This is a genomic window from Polynucleobacter sp. 39-46-10, assembly GCF_002282275.1.
Genome location: NZ_NCJB01000019.1, coordinates 23,561 through 42,664, shown reverse-complemented (window position 1 = coordinate 42,664; position 19,104 = coordinate 23,561). Strand labels below are relative to the sequence as shown.

The following is a 19,104-nucleotide window of genomic DNA, read 5'->3' as shown; positions in this document are numbered from 1 at the left end:
ACTACTTATTTAACTTATATAGCTTTAATACTTTTAGGGGGGTGTCATTATGAGTAAACCATTAAAGATCGAAATGCAAAACTACACAGTCAACTTTAAAGACCAAGAAGCTGCTAGACGCTTTGTGATGTGGTACTCGCATCATGCAAAGGTTGTAGCTGACCTAACGCTGTCTCATGGTGATTCGGAAGAAGAAAACAGCGAGACCCTGCTAGGACTCGCTTTTCTCCAAAGAGATCTGAATACGCTTATTAATCAGGCTTGCTCGTTCATTGGGTAGCTCAAAGAACACTAAGGTCGCACTAAGGGTAGGCTAAAAGTACCCCAAGGTTACCCATAGGGCGTTAGTTAAAAAGACGGCAAGGTTACGGCAAGGGTGATTCGACAATATCGCCCGATGATTGCTTTGGTTGCCAAGCTCCCCAAGAAAGAACGTCAAGGTTGCACCAAGGGTCGCGCCCAATAGGACGGGGAGTTTACGGGTAGGGTATCGAGTTAAATTACCCTATGATTACCCTAAGGTTTCTTCCTGAAATACCACCTTCTCGCGCGTGCGCGTACATGTGCAAAAACTCGGGATAGCTATCAAAGAACGGTAAGTTCACGGTAAGGGTCATTACCAAGGACGGGGATGTTACGGGTAGGGTAAATCTACTTTTTTGTAGCCATTACCAGCGCATCACTTAAATCACTGAAGTACTTATTCCCGAGTTTTGTAAGCTGAACATGCTTCACTCTGCCATCAACCTTATCTGCTTTGGTGGTCAACAGCTTCTTTTCCACCAGTTTTTTTAGTGATCCATGGAGAGTTGCTTGTGACGCAATTTCCCCAAGCGCTAGCAGATCCTTTACTTGGAGTATGTCCCCATTATCTTGGGCTTGAGCGACAGCATGCAAAAGCTTAGTTTCTGTTGGGCTTAGACTAAGACTGGACTTCTTGGCTTGAAGTTTTTCGAGAAACTTTAGGTAGCTATTTGGTTCTGACATTGAGAATGGATTGTCCATCAAAGGTCAAAATATGCAATTGCTCCATGTCAATAAATTTAGTCCTTCATGATTATTTGGGTATGTTTGAGTAGACTGCAAAATATATGGGAGTTAGGATATGGGAATGAAGAATCTTGAATTAATTGCCCTTACTTTGCTTTCTACCCCTATCTTTGCTCAAGCCATATATGACGCTAATGGGCAATACAAGGGCTACACCCAAACATCTCCAAGTGGCGTGACGAACGTGTACAACGCTCAAGGTCAAAATACCCAGTCATTTCAAACTGACAATGGGCAGACTAGCTTCTATAGTCCGTCGGGCGCGTACCAAGGCACTTCTACAGCCCCTATTCAGACGCAACCCAACACGACCATCAATACACCTAGACAAGCTCCCCAAGCTCCGCAAGTGAAGGGATGGTAAACGTGGGTGATATTGAATTTGTGGGGAGAGTGAGCCCTAAGTCCCTAAAGTCTTGGGGTGAGCAGTTCAAGGAAGAGCGTGATCAATTGCTCGCCGATCAAAAGAGATTTGCCAAGTACGGTACTAACAATCCCAAGCTGGCAGCTTTAATGGCATCAGGACAGCTCATGCCTGCTGCTGAGCTAGTTCGGGTTAGGGAAGAAGAAGTAAGGCAAGCTGCAGCTTTTGAAGCAGCGGTGCAGAGCGAGCAGTCTCACAGTCGAACTCGCATCCCTAGGGAGAAGGTTGAGTCAGCCCCAGTGTTTAGCCGAGAGCCTTTCAGCGAGTAGTAATTATGGGGCTTTAAAAATATCCCCAACCTTCATTACTTTTTTATCTTCACCAAAAACTCGTGCATCACTCGAAGGGGAGAAGATTTGAGCACGCGTATAGCCAATTGTTTGACCGTTGCTAGCGCACACCAAGGCATGGCTGCCTTCAATGTAGCCCGAAGGCTTATCAAATCGACCTATAAGGAAATGATTTTTGGTTAATGGGAAATAAACCGTCGTATTAGGCAAGCCAAATCCGGGACTCTCTCTAAAGAATGGTGGAATGCTGTCGGGATTATCCCAAGCCAGTTTTACTGGATTATCGGATGTGATGAATACATTGTCATTTCCGCGCGTCGTAACTAGCTGCCAGTTTCTAGCGTGTAAATAAGGCAAGATTGCATCAGCTAATTTGAACTCTGTTTCAATTAAATACTCATTTGTGAGTGAAACCTTAAATTTCTTGCTTTCATAAAATTCTTTAGCTTCTTTATAAGAGACATGTTTTTCCGTCGGATGCTTGCTCTGACTCTGATTCCATCGATCTTCAGTTGCTAATGAAATGTCCAAAATTCTATCGACTACATCACTATGAAACCCAGTAAATTGTTCTCGTCTTTGGGGGCTACGGATTGCTAAAAGCGCAATCAAATTAAGAATTAGATCTTTAGTGTTTTTTATAAATGCGCCATTTTCAACGATGTTATTGATAGCAATCGATACATCCGATTCAAATTTAGAGATTTCTTTTTCAATGTAATTTGGATCAATCCCTTCAATCGCAATCCGATTAAAGTCCCTTTCCTGAGCAATATTGGAAATATTGGTGGTGAACGATGCCTGTTGCTTTGCATCAACTACGAAAAGTTGCCTTTTCTTGGGGTGTATGCAAAATCCCTTTAAGTAGCATTGCGGCAAATAATGATGCCTTCTAGGCTCATTCATCTCCTATGCTATTTTCAGCTCGTAAAGGTGATGCTGGAAATCAATAAACAGCTTGCTGATCTCGTCTACATTGCCAAGTGCAGTTTCGGCTTCGGGAATGCCACCATATTTTGATTTGATGATCGTGCTTAGTTTGGCAATATCCAGCTCATCCACACCATCCTGAACGTAGTTTCGAAGAATGAAGCCAATAAAGTCCCTTTGCTTCTCATTGAGCAGTGTATAGATGTTGGTCTCAGCAGCCTTAACCCGATCTTCTCGGGTAATGGGTCGTCTTGCATAGCTTATGTATTCAAGAACATCAAAGAGATCGCTATTCTCGGCATTAATCATCTCTTGAAGCTTAATCAGATCAGACTTGGAGCAACCTTCCTTTTCAAGCTTGTTTAGAAGCTCTTTACGGGTGATAGGGCTTGCCCATAGCTTACGCAATCCTTCTTCGCTACCAAAGATCTCAGGCAGCTTTAAAGCATTAAATAGGCGCTGTACGAACTCTTGGGCGCTGATTGGCTTTCCATCTACGTAGAACATGGTTGAAGCCATGCTTTGAATCTCACGCTCTTTGCCATCGCTTAGCTTGATTCGAACTTTCTTGGCTACTTGATCTTCGGGTTCGCCAATAATCTCGGGCTTATCTTTTGGTGGCGTAGTTGTTCGTGGTGGTTGATCAGTGGTATCAATATCTGACTCAGGCTCACCATCCCACTCGGGATCATTAAACAAATGATAGGCATTAACAAAATCAAGAATCGTGAAGTAGTGCTTGCCTTCGAATAAACGAGTGCCACGCCCTATGATCTGTTTGAACTCAATCATGCTGTTCACAGGACGCATTAAAACGACGTTACGGACGTTTCTAGCATCTACCCCAGTGCTGAGCTTCTGACTGGTCGTTAGGATCGTTGGGAGCTGTTTAAAGTTATCTTGGAACTGGCGAAGGTGCATATCCCCAATTGCGCCATCATTAGCGGTAACTCGAACACAGTAATCGGGTCGCTTGATTGGGGACTCTTGGTTAATTAAGTCCCTAACCATTGCGGCATGAGCTTGGTTCGCGCAAAAGACGATTGTTTTCTCATTGGGATTGATATTGGCAAACATGTCTTGGACACGTTTTCTCTCCCGAGCTTCAATGACGATCTTTTTATTGAAGTCACTCTCTGTATAGACCTTGCCTTCTTCAACTTCACCTTCAAGTACTTCATCGTCAGGCGTGTAGACGTATTCATCCATGGTGGTCTGAATGCGCCTTACCTTAAATGGGGTTAGGAAGCCGTCTTGCACACCTTCTTTAAGGCTGTATTTATAGACTGGCTCACCGAAGTACTTGTAGGTATCAGCGTTATCAACACGCTTCGGGGTAGCTGTTAAACCAAGTTGGTAGGCTGGACTGAAATACTCAAGAATCTCTCTCCATGAGCTTTCGTCATTCGCGCCCCCGCGGTGGCACTCGTCAACAATGATGAAGTCAAAGAAGTCGGCTGGATACTCGCCAAAGTATGGCTTGCCTTCAGCGCCACTCATAAATGTTTGAAATATCGTGAAGAAGATGCTGCCATTCATTGGCACTTCGCCACGCTTGCTGATTTGACTTGGGTTGATACGAACCAAGGCATCTTCTTTGAAAGCGCCAAAGTCTAAGTAAGCTTGATTAGCAAGAATATTTCTATCCGCCAAAAATAGGATGCGTGGGGCGCGTTTGCCATCACGTTGTAGATTCCAGCGAGCTTGGAATAGCTTCCATGCGATTTGGAATGCTACGAAGGTTTTGCCTGTCCCAGTAGCCAAGGTAAGCAAGATACGGTTTTTGTTATCGGTAACCGCTTCCATGACTCGGTTTACGGCGATTTCTTGGTAGTAGCGAGCTTGCTTTGAACCATTTACATCTTCAAATGGTATGACGTTGAATTTCTCAAGCCACTCATTCCTGTCGCCAAAGGTCTTGTGCCAAAGAGCGTCGGGAGTTGGGAAGTCGTTTACCAATCCTTCTTTGCCTGTCTGAAGACAGATCTCATATATGTGGCGACCATTGGCAGAGTAAGTTGTACCAGTCTGCAGCTTATCTCCATAAAGCTTAGCCTGAGCCACACCTTCACCAACTTCAACTTGATCGCTTTTCGCTTCAACTACCGCAATCTTTCTGTTTTTATAGGAAAGAACGTAGTCAGCCTTCATTTGCCCAGCACGAATGCCGCCTGCGCGAATTTCGCCAGCATTAATTGGGAACTCGCGATGGATCTTGGTTTCAGGAACTACCCCCCAGCCAGCATCACGCAGTTGCACATCAATTAACTCGGCGCGGGTATCGGCTTCATTCATTGCTAGTCCTTAACAAGTTCGCCATTGAAGGCTTGTCGTAAGATTGAATTTTTTAATTTGCTTAGGGCAATCAATTTTTGCTTATAACTTGCTTGAAGTATCTCAGCTTCGTTATCGATCGTTTGAATATATGAAATAATTTTTCTCTGAACTAAAAGCGGTGGAATGCTACCTATATTGAGCGCTCTAATATCTTTCATGTTCACATGCTGCACGGTTGCGCCACGCGAATGAGCTAAGAGTTTTGCCTGAATATTTGGCTGAAGTAGCATGAATGCTAAAAAATTTGGCATAAATATATCAGGGCGTGGACGAATTAAGACGGTTCTTTGACCTAAGCATACCTTTATATTTTCAGGTATGACTGCGACGTTTCCTGCAGGCGCTTCTCTTGCAAGGATTAGATCTCCCGCGCGGGGTTGTGCGCGTTTAGTCCATTCAGTGTAGGTCTCTTCTGAAACTCTATAAACATTATCAAGTAAGAGTTTGCCTTTTCCGATATTGGGAGTTCTGATGGAAGGAAAGCCGTCAGACTGGGTTGGCGCTGTCTTGTGCTCACAGTCCACTATTAATTCGCACAACTCAGAAAGTGGCTTTATATTCTCAATCCACCCATCTCTTTGGGCATTGAGAAATAATTCCAGCCCACTATCAAACAGTGCTTCAGAATTCTTGATGTTAGCCTGAGTAGCCGTTATTGCCTTGTCAATTTCAATAAAGATAGCATTAATTTTTTCGACGATTTTCTTTTGCGTCAAAATTGATGGGAGTGGAATTGGGATAAGTTTTAGCTGCCCTTGGTTTAGCTTTGGTACTGTTAAGCCCGACACATACTCTTTTAGGTCTTTGTAATAAAAATAATAGACAAGCCACTCATCTAACAGGACATTTTCAAATGGTTTAAGAACATGAGCATGATTATTGACCCAATACTTTCCTTGGGCAATAAATGCAGTCATATCACCACTGCCCCATTTCGCGCCATCTTCACCTATAAGTACTAACTTATCATCAAAGATGTAATCATTCAGATAATCAACAATGCCAGTAGCCCCGTAGTATGGGTAAATGCCTTCAGTACGATTTCTCTTGGAGATTGGCTTTCTTTTGCTATCCAGTACTTCACATAAATCACCAAGGGGAACTGTTTTCCAATTCAAATCAGCTCCTTGATTGCTGCAATTGCTGCTGTTGCATCTAAATCAAATTCTTCAATTTCTGCCAAAATTTCTTCGGGAGTTCGCTTGTCTGATATGTCTTTTACGTTTGGATTATTGGCTGTTAGATCCCAAGTTTCCGTATTAATATTTGAGACATCAACGCACCAAGAGTTTTCAGTTTCAGCTTGAGTGGCTGATAACGTTAAAAATTCTTCAAGATCACGCTCATTGAGACTATTGGTCTTGCCTAAATTTCTTCCAAGATTGAGCGAGTAGTACCAAACTTTTTGAGTGGATCTACCCTTTTCAAGGAATAGAACAACTGTTTTAACACCTGTACCTGTGAATGCTCCTGCTGGCAATTCAAGCACAGCGTATAGGTCGCACTCTTCAAGTAACTGCTTTCTGATAGCTACGCTAGCGTTGTCGGTATTACTAAGAAAAGTGTTCTTGATCACTACACCACAACGTCCGCCTACCTTCAGAATTTTAATAAAGTGCTGAAGAAATAATAATTCTGTGGCACTCGTACGGATTGGAAAATTTTCCTGTACTTCGGCGCGTTCATTGCCACCAAAGGGTGGATTCGCAAGAATGATGTCAACTTGATCTTTGGCTTGTATGTCTTGCAAGCTTTCGCCAAGTGTATTGGTGTGCATGATGTTTGGCGCTTCGATGCCATGCAGAATCATATTCATTACACCAATGATGTATGCGAGCGACTTCTTTTCTTTTCCGTAAAAGGTTTTACGCTGTAGTTGCTCGAACTCCTTAGCGCTCAACTCTTTGCTATTGCGAAGGTATTCATAGGCTTCACACAAGAACCCTGCGCTACCAACTGCTCCGTCATATACCTTGTCTCCGAGCTTCGGATTAACTACTTTGACGATGGTCTTAATTAGGGGGCGCGGAGTGTAGTATTCACCGCCATTGCGACCAGCGTTGCCCATATTCTTAATTTTGTCTTCGTACAAGCTACTCATCTCATGCTTATCTTCATTGCTGCGGAACTTCAGCTCATCAATCTTGTTAATGGCTTCGCGCATGGTGTAGCCGCTCTGAATCTTGTTCTTTAGCTCATGGAAGATTTCGCCAATCTTGTATTGCAAGGTATCGGCGCTTTCGGCGTCTGCCCTAAACTTCTTCAGGTAGGGAAAAAGCTTGTTATCGACAAATTCCTTCAAATCTTCGCCAGTTAATGCCTTGTTGTAGTCAATCTTGCCGTCCGCTGTTTTGGGGGCTGCCCAAGTAGTCCACTTGAACTCATCGCTAACCAGTCGGGTATAAGTTTCGCCATTAAGTTTGGCAGCGCTTACTTTGTCGTTCTCAAAGTCATCCAAATACTTGAGAAATAGCAGCCAAGAAGTAGCTTCAATGTAGTCCAGCTCACTGGAGCAACCTGCATCCTTGCGTAAGGTGTCATCTAGATTGCGAAAAGCTGCTTCAAACATTAAATGCCTTTATTGATATGGTTTTTAGAATAATAGTTGGTCGAAGGTGAAATCCCCTAGGTAACCATGGCAAAGAAGTACCGTTCCTTCTATATAGTGGTGGTTTAGGTGAATTAGCTACCCTTGGCTTAAAAAGGGGTGGGTAGCCTTGAAATGTGTGTGTAAAACTGTGTGTAAGTATTGGCTTTGTACCTACCTAATACCATATAAATCAAGTGCTTGAGAGCGTTGTTTGCATCCCTGATTCGCCACCATATCAAGAGGCCATTGCCCATCGGCAGTGGCCTTTTTCTTAGGTAATATCGCTTGGGTTCGATCGATGGCTAAATTTTGGAATTTCGTCCTTTTCCAAGTTGGTTGGTTTGCCTGCGTTATTGGGGCGGCCAGTCAACAGGTCTTTTGGCCCGTAGTGGCTACTTTGCTCTATCTTGCAATTCATATCTGGTTTGCACCACGACCTATTTCGGAGCTAAAACTGCTCCTCAAGGCAGCTCTATTTGGGGTGGCAGTCGACACCCTAATGGCTAATTGGGGCTTTTTAAGCTTTGAAAACTCCTGGCCCAGCGCCTATCTCTCGCCGGTATGGATGTGGACTCTTTGGGCCCTAGTCGCCAGCACCATTAATAGCTCTTTGGCTTGGTTACGCGGTAGATCTATCCTAGGAGTGGTTCTGGGCGCTATTGCTGGGCCCATGTCCTACGAGGCTGGGGTCAGAATGGGCGCTGGAGCATGGGGCGCTAATGGCCAAATTGGCGGCCTTATCCTGCTTGGACTGGCTTGGGGTGTTGCTATACCTCTCTTTTTCTACTGGGATCGCACCTCCTCAATCAAGGGTGGCCTAGTAAAAAATCCGTAAATTCCTTTAAAAAGCCGCTTGCAAATAGTACTGTTTTTATATACAGTAACTTCTGAGTTGTTGAAAAGCACGAAAACTTCGGGAAATAGCCCAATACATAGCGAAAAGGAATTAAAAAATGGCCTTGGATGATAAGAAAAAATCAGCCTCATCAGAATTTGACGGTATGAGCGGAGACAAGCAAAAGGCATTGACTGCAGCCTTGGCGCAAATTGAGAAGCAATTTGGTAAGGGCTCAATCATGAGATTGGGCGATGCAGAGATTCATCAAGATATTCAGGTAGTTTCCAGCGGTTCATTGGGTTTAGATATTGCGCTTGGAGTTGGCGGTTTAGCTCGTGGGCGCGTGATTGAAATTTATGGCCCAGAATCTTCAGGCAAGACAACATTAACTTTGCATGCGATTGCAGAGATGCAAAAGATTGGTGGAACTTGTGCCTTTATCGATGCTGAGCATGCTTTAGATGTTCAGTACGCCTCACGTCTAGGTGTAGATGTAAATAATTTGTTGATCTCTCAGCCAGATACTGGCGAGCAAGCTTTGGAAATTGCTGACGCTTTAGTGCGCTCTGGCTCTATTGATTTAATCGTCATTGACTCCGTAGCAGCCTTGGTTCCAAGAGCGGAGATCGAAGGTGATATGGGCGATTCATTGCCAGGCTTACAGGCTCGCCTGATGAGCCAAGCCTTGCGTAAGCTGACTGGCGCGATTAAGCGCACCAATACAACAGTCATCTTTATTAACCAGATTCGTATGAAGATTGGTGTGATGTTTGGTTCGCCTGAAACGACCACCGGCGGTAATGCGCTCAAGTTCTACGCATCTATGCGTTTGGATATCCGTCGTATCGGCAGCATCAAGAAGGGCGATGAAGTGGTCGGTAACGAGACTCGTGTGAAGGTAGTGAAGAACAAAGTATCTCCGCCATTCCGCGAAGCCATCTTTGACATCATGTACGGCGCAGGAATTTCCCGAGAAGGTGAAATTATCGATATGGGTGTTGAAGCCGATATCGTTGAAAAGTCAGGCTCTTGGTATGCCTACAACGGTGATCGCATTGGTCAAGGAAAAGACAATGTGCGCGAGTTCTTAAAAGAGAATCCAGCCATTGCTAAAGACATTGAAGCCAAGATTCGTGCGAAGTTGGGCGTTAAGGCTGGCACAGCAGTAGTCAGCGACGTTTTGAGCGAAGAAGAGGAAGCGTAATTCGTCAATGTCAGAATTAGGCGGCACCGTTAAAAAAAGTAAAAAACAAAGCCCGAGTCTCAAAGCTCGGGCTTTACGCCTTTTATCCATGCGAGAGTACAGTCGCAAGGGGCTGGCAGCGAAGCTCGAAGAATCTGCGGCAAGGATGCTGAAATTCCAGACTCTCAATGAGGATTTTGAGGATGTGATCCCAGCAATTCCGTTGGCCGTCCAGATTGAAGCTGTTTTAGATGATTTTGAGGCTCGTGGCTGGCTTTCCGATCAACGCTTTGCAGAAGCGCTGGTTCGTCGCCGTAGCGAGCGGTTTGGTGCTCGAAAAATACAGGATGAGCTTGCACAAGCTGGGGTGGATAGTTCAAAGACGGCGGATCTACTTAAGAATCTGAAAGCAACAGAATATCAACGTGCTCATGAGCTATGGCTACGTAAGTTTGGTGCATTAGCAACGGAGCAAAAGGAGCGTGCTCGCCAGTACCGCTTTCTGGCTTCCAAGGGCTTCAGCTCAGATATAGTTTCCAAGGTAGTCGCCGGCCGTCCTGACTAGGGCAATTACGGAGCAAATAGGCCATGTTGCCGCATTGCAGCATGATAGACTTATGGAGTCGGCTAAACCGACTTTACTAATCCTCATCGCTTGCAAAAGATACCGTTTCGGGAGTAATAATGAAAATTCACGAGTACCAAGGCAAAGAATTACTACGCCAATTTAATGTGCCAGTTCCAAATGGCATCCCTGCATTTAGTGTTGATGAGGCAATTAAAGCCGCTGAAAAATTAGGCGGTCCAGTCTGGGTTGTTAAGGCACAAATTCATGCGGGTGGTCGTGGTAAAGGCGGTGGCGTCAAATTAGCACGAAGCATGGACGAAGTGAAAAAGTACGCTTCTGAAATTTTGGGTATGCAGTTGAAGACCCATCAAACTGGTCCAGAAGGTCAAAAAGTAAATCGCCTCTTAATTGAAGATGGCGCAGATATTAAAAAAGAGTACTACTTCAGTATTGTTACCGACCGTGGCACACAAAAGAATGTGATCATGGCGTCCAGCGAAGGCGGCATGGATATTGAAGAGGTTGCAGAATCTCATCCAGAAAAAATTATTAAAGTTTTTGTTGATCCATTAATTGGCTTAACTGACGCTGATTGCCAGATTATTGCGAAAGGCATTGGGGTTCCAGATGCTTCTATTCCAATGGCTAGCGATGTGTTCAAGAATTTGTACAAGACTTATTGGGAAACCGATGCGTCATTGGTTGAGATCAACCCATTGATTCTTGAAGGCAACGGCAAGATCAAGGCGCTTGATGCTAAATTCAATTTCGATCCGAATGCCTTGTATCGTCATCCAGAAATCGTGGCGTATCGCGATATCGATGAAGAAGATGCAGCTGAGATCGAAGCCTCTAAGTTTGATTTGGCTTACATCTCGCTTGATGGCAACATTGGTTGCTTGGTGAACGGTGCCGGCTTAGCAATGGCTACGATGGATACCATCAAGTTATTTGGCGGCGAGCCAGCAAACTTCTTGGACGTTGGTGGTGGCGCAACTGCAGAAAAAGTAACAGAAGCATTCAAGATCATGCTTAAGAACAAGAGCGTTGAAGCAATTTTGGTCAATATTTTTGGCGGCATCATGCGTTGCGACGTGATCGCTGATGGCGTAGTTACTGCATGTAAAGCGGTGAACTTGACTGTACCTTTGGTTGTGCGAATGAAGGGTACCAATGAGGAATTGGGTAAGAAGATTCTTGCGGACTCTGGCTTGCCAATCATTAGCGCCGATTCAATGGCAGAAGCTGCTACTAAGGTAGTTGCTGCTGTTGCGAAAAACAAATAATCAAGGAACTTTAATATGTCTATTTTGGTAAATAAAAATACTAAAGTAATTACTCAAGGTATTACTGGTAAGACCGGTCAATTCCACACTGAGAAGTGCCAGGAATATGCAAATGGAAAAAACTGTTTTGTAGCTGGTGTCAATCCTAAAAAAGCAGGCGAGTCTATTTTTAATATTCCAATTTATGGAACTGTAAAAGAAGCTGCTCAGCAAACTGGTGCCACCACTTCTGTAATTTATGTTCCACCTCCTGGTGCTGCTGCTGCAATCTGGGAGGCTGTTGAAGCTGACCTGGATTTTGTGATCTGTATTACTGAAGGCATTCCGGTCAAGGATATGTTGGAGGTACGTAACAAGATGCATGCAAAAGAAGCTGCTGGTGGTAAGAAGACTTTGTTACTTGGCCCAAATTGCCCTGGAATCATTACACCCGACGAAATCAAGATCGGCATCATGCCTGGTCATATTCATAAAAAGGGCCGCATCGGTGTAGTTAGCCGCTCAGGTACTTTGACTTATGAAGCGGTTGGTCAATTGACAGCAATTGGTTTAGGTCAGTCCACAGCAGTAGGTATCGGCGGCGACCCAATCAATGGCTTGAAGCATATTGATGTGATGCGTATGTTTAACGAAGACCCTGACACTGATGCGGTCATTATGATTGGCGAAATTGGTGGTCCAGATGAAGCTGAGGCAGCTCGCTGGTGTAAAGCCAATATGAAGAAGCCAGTGGTTGGCTTTATTGCAGGTGTCACAGCTCCTCCTGGTAAGCGTATGGGCCATGCTGGCGCATTGATTTCTGGAGGCGCTGATACGGCTGATGCTAAGCTTGCGGTTATGGAGGAATGTGGCTTTAAGGTAACAAGAAATCCTTCAGAAATGGCTGCTTTGCTCAAAGCCATGTTGTAATCATAGAAACATGCCGATTCGTCGGCATGTTTTTTGTAGCACCCAGTAGTTAAAACTAAAATATATAAAAGTACGGAGACATTATGGATTTTTCAGCATTTTCAGACGCAGCTTTTTGGGCGGCATTACTCTCAATCATCGTTGCCAATATTTTGTTATCTGGTGACAACGCCGTTGTGATTGCTTTAGCATCCCGCAATTTGCCGCCTGCTCAACAAAAGAAAGCCATTTTTTGGGGTAGCGCTGCAGCCATCATCTTGCGTGTCGTGCTCACGATTACTGCAGTTGCTTTATTAACCCTGCCGTACTTAAAAATTATCGGTGGCCTGCTACTACTTTATATCGGTATTCAGCTTTTGTCTGATAGCGGTGGCGAGGAGCACATGGAGGCTAAGACTAGTATCTGGGCCGCTATTCGCACAATCTTAATTGCCGACTTGGTAATGAGCTTGGATAACGTTTTGGCAGTTGCAGCAGCTGCCCAAAAAGGCCCTGAAGAAACTCGTCTCTTGCTCCTGATTATTGGTTTGGGAATGTCCATTCCATTGATTATTTTTGGTAGCGCAATGTTGTTAAAGGTGATGGAGCGTTTCCCAATCATTATCACTCTAGGTGCAGGCCTGTTAGGTTTCTTAGCTGGCGGCATGTTGGTAGATGATCCAGCAATCAAAGACAGCATTCAGGCTGCGCTGGGGGATGCAAAGCTAGCTTTTGAAGTGGTTGGTATTGCGATTGTGATTTTAGTTGGCACGTATTTTAAGAAAAAGAATGCTGCTAAAGAAGCGCACTAATTTTCTTTCGCGTTAATCAGAAAAGCCGGCCCTAAAAGCCGGCTTTTCTTACATTTGGACATCTTGAGTGTGTTGGGTATAGACTGGATGATGAGGGATTTAACCTCAGGAGCCAATAAAAATGCCCAAGCAAGATCAGCAACGCGATTCTGGATTTACTCTAATTGAGGTAATGGTAGTTGTAGCTATCATCGGCATCTTGGTGGCAGTCGCAGTTCCTCAATACCAGGATTACATCGCGCGTAGCCGCCTCGTAGAAGGTATGAATCTGTCCTCTGGCGCTAAGCTGGCAGTGACAGAAGCTTTTGCTAGCAGAGGCACTGTGCCAATGGATGAGGCAACCCAGGGCTCCTTTACCTTTGTGCCCACGCGAAGCGTGAAGTTAATTGAGATCACGCCTTCTGGTTCTATTGCCATTGACTTTCAGAACAATGTGGCACCCGACAATAAAAACACACTACATCTCATTCCAACGAATGACCCAGATGCTAATGTTCCCAAGGCGATTGATCTATCCAAGCCAGAAGGATCAACTTGGGCTGGTGGTTGGTCTTGCCGGTCTACTGAGACGAATTTACTGCCACAATTATTACCTTCAGAGTGCCGCCTCACTAAATAGATTCAGGGGCGCCGTAGGAATGCAAATATGCTGCCGAATTGGCAGCATATTCTTGTAAAACTAGAATTAGTTTATGTATGCGTAGTAGGGGCCAACTGCATTATTACTGGCCCTACCAGTAATGCCAAAGTACACCGATTTTCCATAAAAAAATGGCAAACCCCAGTCAAATCGATTTTCTAATATACCGCCTAAGTTAGAAAATGCAGTGTTGCCAGTACTTACTAAGGCATCTGCGTTGGCTATTGAAAAGTTGATCGTACCGGTCATAAAATTTTGAAGTGGAACCGTGGCCACATAGGACTGTGTGGTGGCAGGGCAATAAAACCCAATACTATAAGTGCAAGTTTTTAATGTGGCGGCTTGATTGCCTGCCGGGAAAAATAAGCCATTGCTGCCGCTATCTATAAAACTTTGCCTATAGTTAACACCATTAAATTCGGTAACGAATAAGCCAGAGCTATTGGTGGGAATAATACTTGCGCCATTTGAGGAATTATTGGATTGAGTATCAATTCCAAAATATAAAGATCCAGTGGTGGTGCCTGCCCCTGAGGTGCTGATACCGGGTAATTGCATCACAACACCATTGTTGTTGATTGCAAATGCAGCAACTGGATTCTGAACCTGTGAGCTTGCTGCCAAGGTGATTGCTACACAGTTTGATGTTTGATTTGATGGGCAAGCATAGTAACTTTGGCCATCTGAAATTAATAGGCCTATCCCAAGAATGCCATTCGCTTTTAAGGTTGAAGTTGATTGTAGGGAGGGTAAGCCATTGCTGCAGCCGGTCGGAGTGGTGAGGTAATTGGGGTCAGCGATGACTTGGATTGGGATGGTGCTAGCTAGCTCCGAACTCATCTTGATATCAGCTGCTTTGACTGGCCCCCAAGTAACTCCAGATATAAAGGTGGCGCACTCTACAACAGGTGCATCTCCATAAGTTTGAGGAGTTAATTGCAATGTTCCAAGCGTTGAAGAAAGGACTCTAAGGCCTGTTGAGCCAGTATCTAGAAGGATATTGCTAATCGTTTGACATTGAGTTGTGCCGGGCTCACAGATCTTGATACTCACGTAAGGGAGATTGACATCATTCCCGTAAATATTTTGCACGCTAAGGCTGATCGCATTTGGGGCGAGATTGTTACTAAAGTACTCATTTGCCTGGATGGGGGGGTATCGAACCGGAGTTGTTAGATGCAGTGTCTCCGCCCCCACCTCCGCATGAGGCCAACATGAGTAGCAGGAGGCAAACACTAATTTTGTTGCGCGAGAAGGAGAACTTCATTGCCCAAGGCTGCTGGTAGTGAAATCGGACGGAGCTTGTTTGGGTAAAAAGGCAAATCCCTGAAATGCACCCATCATCCCGGATGACTGAATCACAACATTTTCAGTAGTGCTAAAAATTGAACCGCGAGACTGTTTCAGTGCCGCGAGGTAGTTTTTGAAATAGCTACCCAAAATGATCTGCAGGTTTGGAAGGCTTGGACCACTCCAACTCACTGCATAAACAACCCCAGTACTTGAGAGAAATTCTTTAAGAATAGTTCCAGATGCTAGAGTTTGTATATAGACCGTAGTGCCATTCTTTGTATCAGTAGTTAACAGAGAGCCAAACTCCTTTTGTTCCGCCAATACTGAAGCCGCATTACCGCCCAATTCTGCTCTCGAGATGCTTGGAATGAGGAGTGCGGAAAGGATTAGGGCAGTAGAAATTTGGGTATAGCGTTTTTTGATAGTCAAGTTGTTCTCAGCATGAGCTCTAAAATTTAGCTAAAGGTGCCAATATTTTCTTTGGCAACTAGTACCCAGTATGAGCTTAATGATCAGGATTTGCTATGACTATCAGGCTTTACTTAATAACCCTCTGGAGATGCTTGGGGTGGGGCGAGTTGCAAAAACATATGTGTGCATCCATCGATAGGAGGGGTGCCTGGGGCTAAGCTTAATGGGGGCCTCACCTCTTCTAAATAGCTGTCAGGATGAAGGTTTTACATTCCCTCTAGCCAACCTTCCACTCCCCTGAATTCCCGCCACTTTTCTCCAGCAGGTGGACATCACCCATCACCATGCCTCTATCAACCGCTTTGGCCATGTCATAAATTGTGAGGAGGGCTACTTGGACTGCAGTAAGAAACCTAGTAAAAACATAGAACTAAGAAATTAAAACAACTGAAACCTAAACCTATCGGGTTAAAAAATTAGTCCAATAAGGACAACGTTAGGTCAAGCATAATCCACATCAGACCTGTATAGAAATTTCATCAATTAAATATGTGATTTCTTTATCTATGCCTTAGGCAGGTGGGTACATAGGGGTGGCGACTGGACAACTCAAGACTGTATACGGGGGGTGTCTTGAGGTATCCCGTAAAGAGCGCCCGGCAAAAAACTAAGCATACACACGTTGTACTTTGACTTAGCCTCTAATCTGCATCTTGATCAAGCCACTTGCTGAATGACCCGCTGGGTGTAAATCTGCAAATAATTTTTTGTGGCTTGTATGTCCCATCGGTAATTTTTGCCTGGGTAATGGCATTGGATATAGCTCTTTTTGCGGTGAATCTTGCGGAAAGGGTGGGGACATCTTCTGTGTGATCTGAGTAATCATCTGCTGGGTTAGTGTTGTTCATATTTACCCCTTATAGTGTTGTAGTTAGAAGTTTCATTAGCTAGAGATCTCTAGGGTGTCGTGAAACAATCCCCACTATTAGCATGACATGTTTGTAGAGATATTATGTAAAGCAAAAGCGCTTGCAGTTGCTAATACGGTTGACTCTACTTCAGCACCCTTATCGACCGGTATTAGGTCTTGATAGGGCAATGCAAGAAGTTGAGGTAGCAGCAAAATTACTATTTGAGCGGCAAGAGCTAGCATCCATAGTTAACGAGCAGTAGGGTGGGGTAAGTCGGAATACTTATGGCAACACTAGATAAATATGAAGTATTTATCAAAACACTAGTTAGGGTAATAGCAGATCCCAAAGTACATTTTTTTTGGTCTACCACCACAAGGAATGCTGTGACAAACACTGGCCTTTTAATTAATTTATGTGGCAGTAAGACCGCTTACCGCTCAGAGCCACCATGAAAGCATGTGTTTAATATTTACTAGCAATCGTTTCAAAGGTTTGACGCTCTGCAATAAAAGCCTGCACAACAATCGGATCAAAAGCAGTGCCACTATTAGTAACGATCTCGCTATAGACCTCATCCATAGTCCAGCGTTTTTTGTAGGGTCTATTAGTAATTAATGCATCAAATACATCAGCAACCGTCATAATGCGTGCCTCGATGGGGATTTCTTCTCCTCGTAAATTCCTAGGGTAACCCGAACCATCCCACTTCTCATGGTGTGCCCCGGTTACCTTAATAGCAGTAGAAATTAACTCCATTTCAACCTCTTCTGACTGCGATGCAATCAAAATAGATTCTCCAATCATCGGGTGACCATAGACGAGCTCTCGCTCCTCCTCCGTGAATCGGCCCTCTTTGTTGAGTATGTGATCCGGAATACCCACCTTGCCCAAATCATGCAGTGGCGCCACCTTGATCAATCTGTCAATATGTTCCTCAGTCAGGGTTTGCGTATGGTGACCCATACTTTTTAGTCGATTTGCTAAAACCCGAACATATTTTTGGGTGCGCATACTATGACCGCCAGTCGCATCATCCTTTGCCTTGGATAAAGCATTTAATGCGACGAGCATCTGATCTTCTCTTACAGAAATTGTATGTTTGGCAGACTCTAGATCATGAAGATATTGATTCATTGGTTTAGTCACCAACCACATTACAACTGGAATGGTAATGAGCGTAAGCAGAGCCACGTCCAGAATGACAGAGGCGAGGGTTGATAGCGCTCCAAAATAGGGTATTAAAAACATAATCAATGCTTCGCCAATACAGATGCTGACAATCAAAATAAAATTGAGTCTCTTGATCGGATTAATTTTTTTTGACATAAGGGCCTGCGCTTTCAGTATGGATATAAAAAGGTTGCGTTGATTGCTGCCTATAAACCCAACCTTGGTGCTACTTGATTAAAAAAGACAGTGACTGTTACGATTTTTATAATCTCACTTCAAAAAATAGTCACTATGGCCTCTTGGTCTCTAAGTTATCTTCAAAGAGCTGAACTTGATTTTTCCCATTGAACTTGGCGTAGTACATGGCTTTATCAGCATTAGAGCTAAGAGTGGCTTCATCTTCCCCATGCTCAGGATAAATAGCTATACCAATACTAGCCCCTGTAATGAGCGTCTTACCCTCAATACGCAATGGCTCCAAAATGAGCGTCCTTATTTTTTCTGCTACTAATTGCGCACCTTCTGTGGAATCGATATGACTCAACACCACGACAAACTCATCGCCGCCAATACGAGCCACTGTATCCGATGCTCGAACGGCGCTCAGTAAACGACTGGCAGCAGTTTTAATTGCTTCATCACCTGATGCATGCCCCTCTAAATCGTTGATTCTCTTAAGATTATCCAAGTCAATAAAGATCACAGCCAATTTCGTTTTATTGCGATGCGCAAGCGAGATGGCTAACTTTAAGCGCTCTGTCAGTAAGAGTCGATTGGGTAACTGGGTAAGTGGGTCGTGGTTTGCTAAGTGGAGGTGCTTTGAAGAAAGTTTTATTGATTTTAGCAATAAGATAGTGGCGATAAGGATGACAGCTAAGCCGAGGAATAAGGTGTAAGCAATATTCAGAGTGCTCTTTCGCCAAGCACTAGCATACAGCTGCTCATCTGCTGCAATGGCGATGATAAATGGATATTGAGAAGATTTTCTGAAGGACAGCAAACGCTTTACGCTTGCTCCATCACCAATTTCACTAGCGGCATTGGTTATGAAAACCTGGCCAAATAGCTCTGGGTTTTGTATGACTTTATTAAGGGCTACGTTCTTATTGATCTTACCGATCCGCTCTTCGGTATGAGGCCACCTGGCGAGAAGGGTTTGATCATCTTTAAAGAGTGCAATTGCAGCGCCGACTCCAAGGTTATTGCCGACTGCCTCATAAAGCTGTGAGAAAGTTTCGACCGATATGCCAGTTATGGCTAAACCTATAAACTGCTCATTAGCTCCAATAATGCGTTTTGCTAAGTAAAACACCCACTTTCCATTGCCTTTGTTGTGCACAGGCTTGCTATAGAACACGGCATCAGTACTCGTTTTGCTAAGAAACTGAAAATAATCACGCTCGGAAAGGTCTATTTGCGGCGCCGGATAAGAGCGAGAAAAGTTGATGACTTTACCTTTGGCATCAACGTAGGTTGCTAC

General features: G+C 44.2%; 20 protein-coding genes and 1 pseudogene. 10 read left to right on the top strand and 11 right to left on the bottom strand.

Features of this window, described 5'->3' with window-relative positions:
- Positions 1-49: 49 nt before the first annotated feature.
- Positions 50-280 (top strand): hypothetical protein, encoded by a 231-nt coding sequence (locus B7X71_RS03515; protein ID WP_293600203.1) that lies wholly within the window; start codon positions 50-52, stop codon positions 278-280.
- A 371-nt stretch (positions 281-651) separates the two neighbouring features.
- On the opposite strand, the gene B7X71_RS03510 is transcribed toward B7X71_RS03515, so the two are convergent.
- On the bottom strand, positions 652-1,005 hold the full coding sequence (locus B7X71_RS03510; RefSeq protein WP_293600202.1) for a MarR family transcriptional regulator: 354 nt from the start codon (positions 1,003-1,005) through the stop codon (positions 652-654).
- 106 nt (positions 1,006-1,111) lie between these two features.
- Between B7X71_RS03510 and B7X71_RS03505 the strand changes: the two genes are divergently transcribed.
- Both B7X71_RS03505 and B7X71_RS03500 read left to right on the top strand, forming a co-directional pair.
- Positions 1,112-1,414 carry a hypothetical protein gene (locus B7X71_RS03505; protein ID WP_293600201.1) on the top strand — a complete coding sequence of 101 codons (303 nt, stop codon included), beginning with the start codon at positions 1,112-1,114 and terminating at the stop codon, positions 1,412-1,414.
- Positions 1,415-1,416: 2 nt separating this feature from the next.
- The gene (locus B7X71_RS03500; protein ID WP_293600200.1) at positions 1,417-1,743 is read left to right on the top strand and encodes a hypothetical protein; all 327 of its coding nucleotides are present in this window, start codon (positions 1,417-1,419) and stop codon (positions 1,741-1,743) included.
- Between the two features lie 3 nt (positions 1,744-1,746).
- Here the strand turns inward: B7X71_RS03500 and B7X71_RS03495 are convergent, their stop codons facing one another.
- The 4 genes from B7X71_RS03495 to B7X71_RS03480 are packed head-to-tail and all read right to left on the bottom strand — an operon-like array spanning position 1,747 to position 7,600.
- Entirely contained in the window at positions 1,747-2,670 is a 924-nt protein-coding gene (locus B7X71_RS03495) for a DUF4238 domain-containing protein (protein WP_293600199.1), read from the bottom strand.
- Between the two features lie 3 nt (positions 2,671-2,673).
- On the bottom strand, positions 2,674-4,989 hold the full coding sequence (hsdR, locus tag B7X71_RS03490) for an EcoAI/FtnUII family type I restriction enzme subunit R (RefSeq protein ID WP_293597453.1): 2,316 nt from the start codon (positions 4,987-4,989) through the stop codon (positions 2,674-2,676).
- Between the two features lie 2 nt (positions 4,990-4,991).
- Positions 4,992-6,149 carry a restriction endonuclease subunit S gene (locus B7X71_RS03485; protein WP_293597452.1) on the bottom strand — a complete coding sequence of 386 codons (1,158 nt, stop codon included), beginning with the start codon at positions 6,147-6,149 and terminating at the stop codon, positions 4,992-4,994.
- Entirely contained in the window at positions 6,146-7,600 is a 1,455-nt protein-coding gene (locus tag B7X71_RS03480; protein ID WP_293597451.1) for an N-6 DNA methylase, read from the bottom strand. Before B7X71_RS03480 ends, B7X71_RS03485 begins: the two co-directional genes overlap by 4 nt.
- Before the next feature lie 319 nt (positions 7,601-7,919).
- Between B7X71_RS03480 and B7X71_RS03475 the strand changes: the two genes are divergently transcribed.
- From B7X71_RS03475 to B7X71_RS03445, 7 genes are all read left to right on the top strand, one after another.
- A complete protein-coding gene (locus tag B7X71_RS03475; protein WP_293597450.1) occupies positions 7,920-8,456 on the top strand; it encodes a DUF2878 domain-containing protein in 537 nt (178 codons plus the stop codon).
- Between the two features lie 118 nt (positions 8,457-8,574).
- Positions 8,575-9,663: a recombinase RecA gene (gene recA / locus B7X71_RS03470; protein WP_293597449.1), complete on the top strand. Its 1,089-nt coding sequence runs from the start codon at positions 8,575-8,577 to the stop codon at positions 9,661-9,663.
- Positions 9,664-9,670: 7 nt separating this feature from the next.
- A complete protein-coding gene (locus tag B7X71_RS03465) occupies positions 9,671-10,207 on the top strand; it encodes a regulatory protein RecX (protein ID WP_293597448.1) in 537 nt (178 codons plus the stop codon).
- 119 nt (positions 10,208-10,326) lie between these two features.
- Positions 10,327-11,496: an ADP-forming succinate--CoA ligase subunit beta gene (sucC, locus tag B7X71_RS03460; protein ID WP_215354929.1), complete on the top strand. Its 1,170-nt coding sequence runs from the start codon at positions 10,327-10,329 to the stop codon at positions 11,494-11,496.
- A 15-nt stretch (positions 11,497-11,511) separates the two neighbouring features.
- Positions 11,512-12,405 carry a succinate--CoA ligase subunit alpha gene (sucD, locus tag B7X71_RS03455; protein ID WP_293597447.1) on the top strand — a complete coding sequence of 298 codons (894 nt, stop codon included), beginning with the start codon at positions 11,512-11,514 and terminating at the stop codon, positions 12,403-12,405.
- Positions 12,406-12,488: 83 nt separating this feature from the next.
- Positions 12,489-13,196, top strand: coding sequence for a TerC family protein (locus B7X71_RS03450; RefSeq protein ID WP_293597446.1), 708 nt, complete (start codon positions 12,489-12,491; stop codon positions 13,194-13,196).
- Between the two features lie 121 nt (positions 13,197-13,317).
- Entirely contained in the window at positions 13,318-13,815 is a 498-nt protein-coding gene (locus tag B7X71_RS03445; RefSeq protein WP_293597445.1) for a pilin, read from the top strand.
- 66 nt (positions 13,816-13,881) lie between these two features.
- Here B7X71_RS03445 and B7X71_RS03440 read toward each other — a convergent pair whose 3' ends face one another.
- The 6 genes and pseudogenes from B7X71_RS03440 to B7X71_RS03415 all read right to left on the bottom strand — a co-directional run.
- Positions 13,882-15,033: a DUF3443 family protein gene (locus tag B7X71_RS03440; protein WP_293597444.1), complete on the bottom strand. Its 1,152-nt coding sequence runs from the start codon at positions 15,031-15,033 to the stop codon at positions 13,882-13,884.
- A gap of 66 nt (positions 15,034-15,099) precedes the next feature.
- Positions 15,100-15,558, bottom strand: a complete 459-nt coding sequence (locus B7X71_RS03435) for a DUF2844 domain-containing protein (RefSeq protein WP_293597443.1) — start codon at positions 15,556-15,558, stop codon at positions 15,100-15,102.
- A 259-nt stretch (positions 15,559-15,817) separates the two neighbouring features.
- Positions 15,818-15,949 (bottom strand): annotated as a pseudogene (locus B7X71_RS03430) (cyclic pyranopterin monophosphate synthase MoaC); the annotation flags it as partial.
- Positions 15,950-16,241: 292 nt separating this feature from the next.
- On the bottom strand, positions 16,242-16,448 hold the full coding sequence (locus B7X71_RS03425; protein WP_293597442.1) for a hypothetical protein: 207 nt from the start codon (positions 16,446-16,448) through the stop codon (positions 16,242-16,244).
- Positions 16,449-16,916: 468 nt separating this feature from the next.
- Entirely contained in the window at positions 16,917-17,780 is an 864-nt protein-coding gene (locus B7X71_RS03420; RefSeq protein ID WP_293597441.1) for an HD domain-containing phosphohydrolase, read from the bottom strand.
- Between the two features lie 133 nt (positions 17,781-17,913).
- Positions 17,914-19,104 (bottom strand): sensor domain-containing diguanylate cyclase (locus B7X71_RS03415; RefSeq protein ID WP_293600198.1); only part of this gene is annotated, 1,191 nt, incomplete at its 5' end.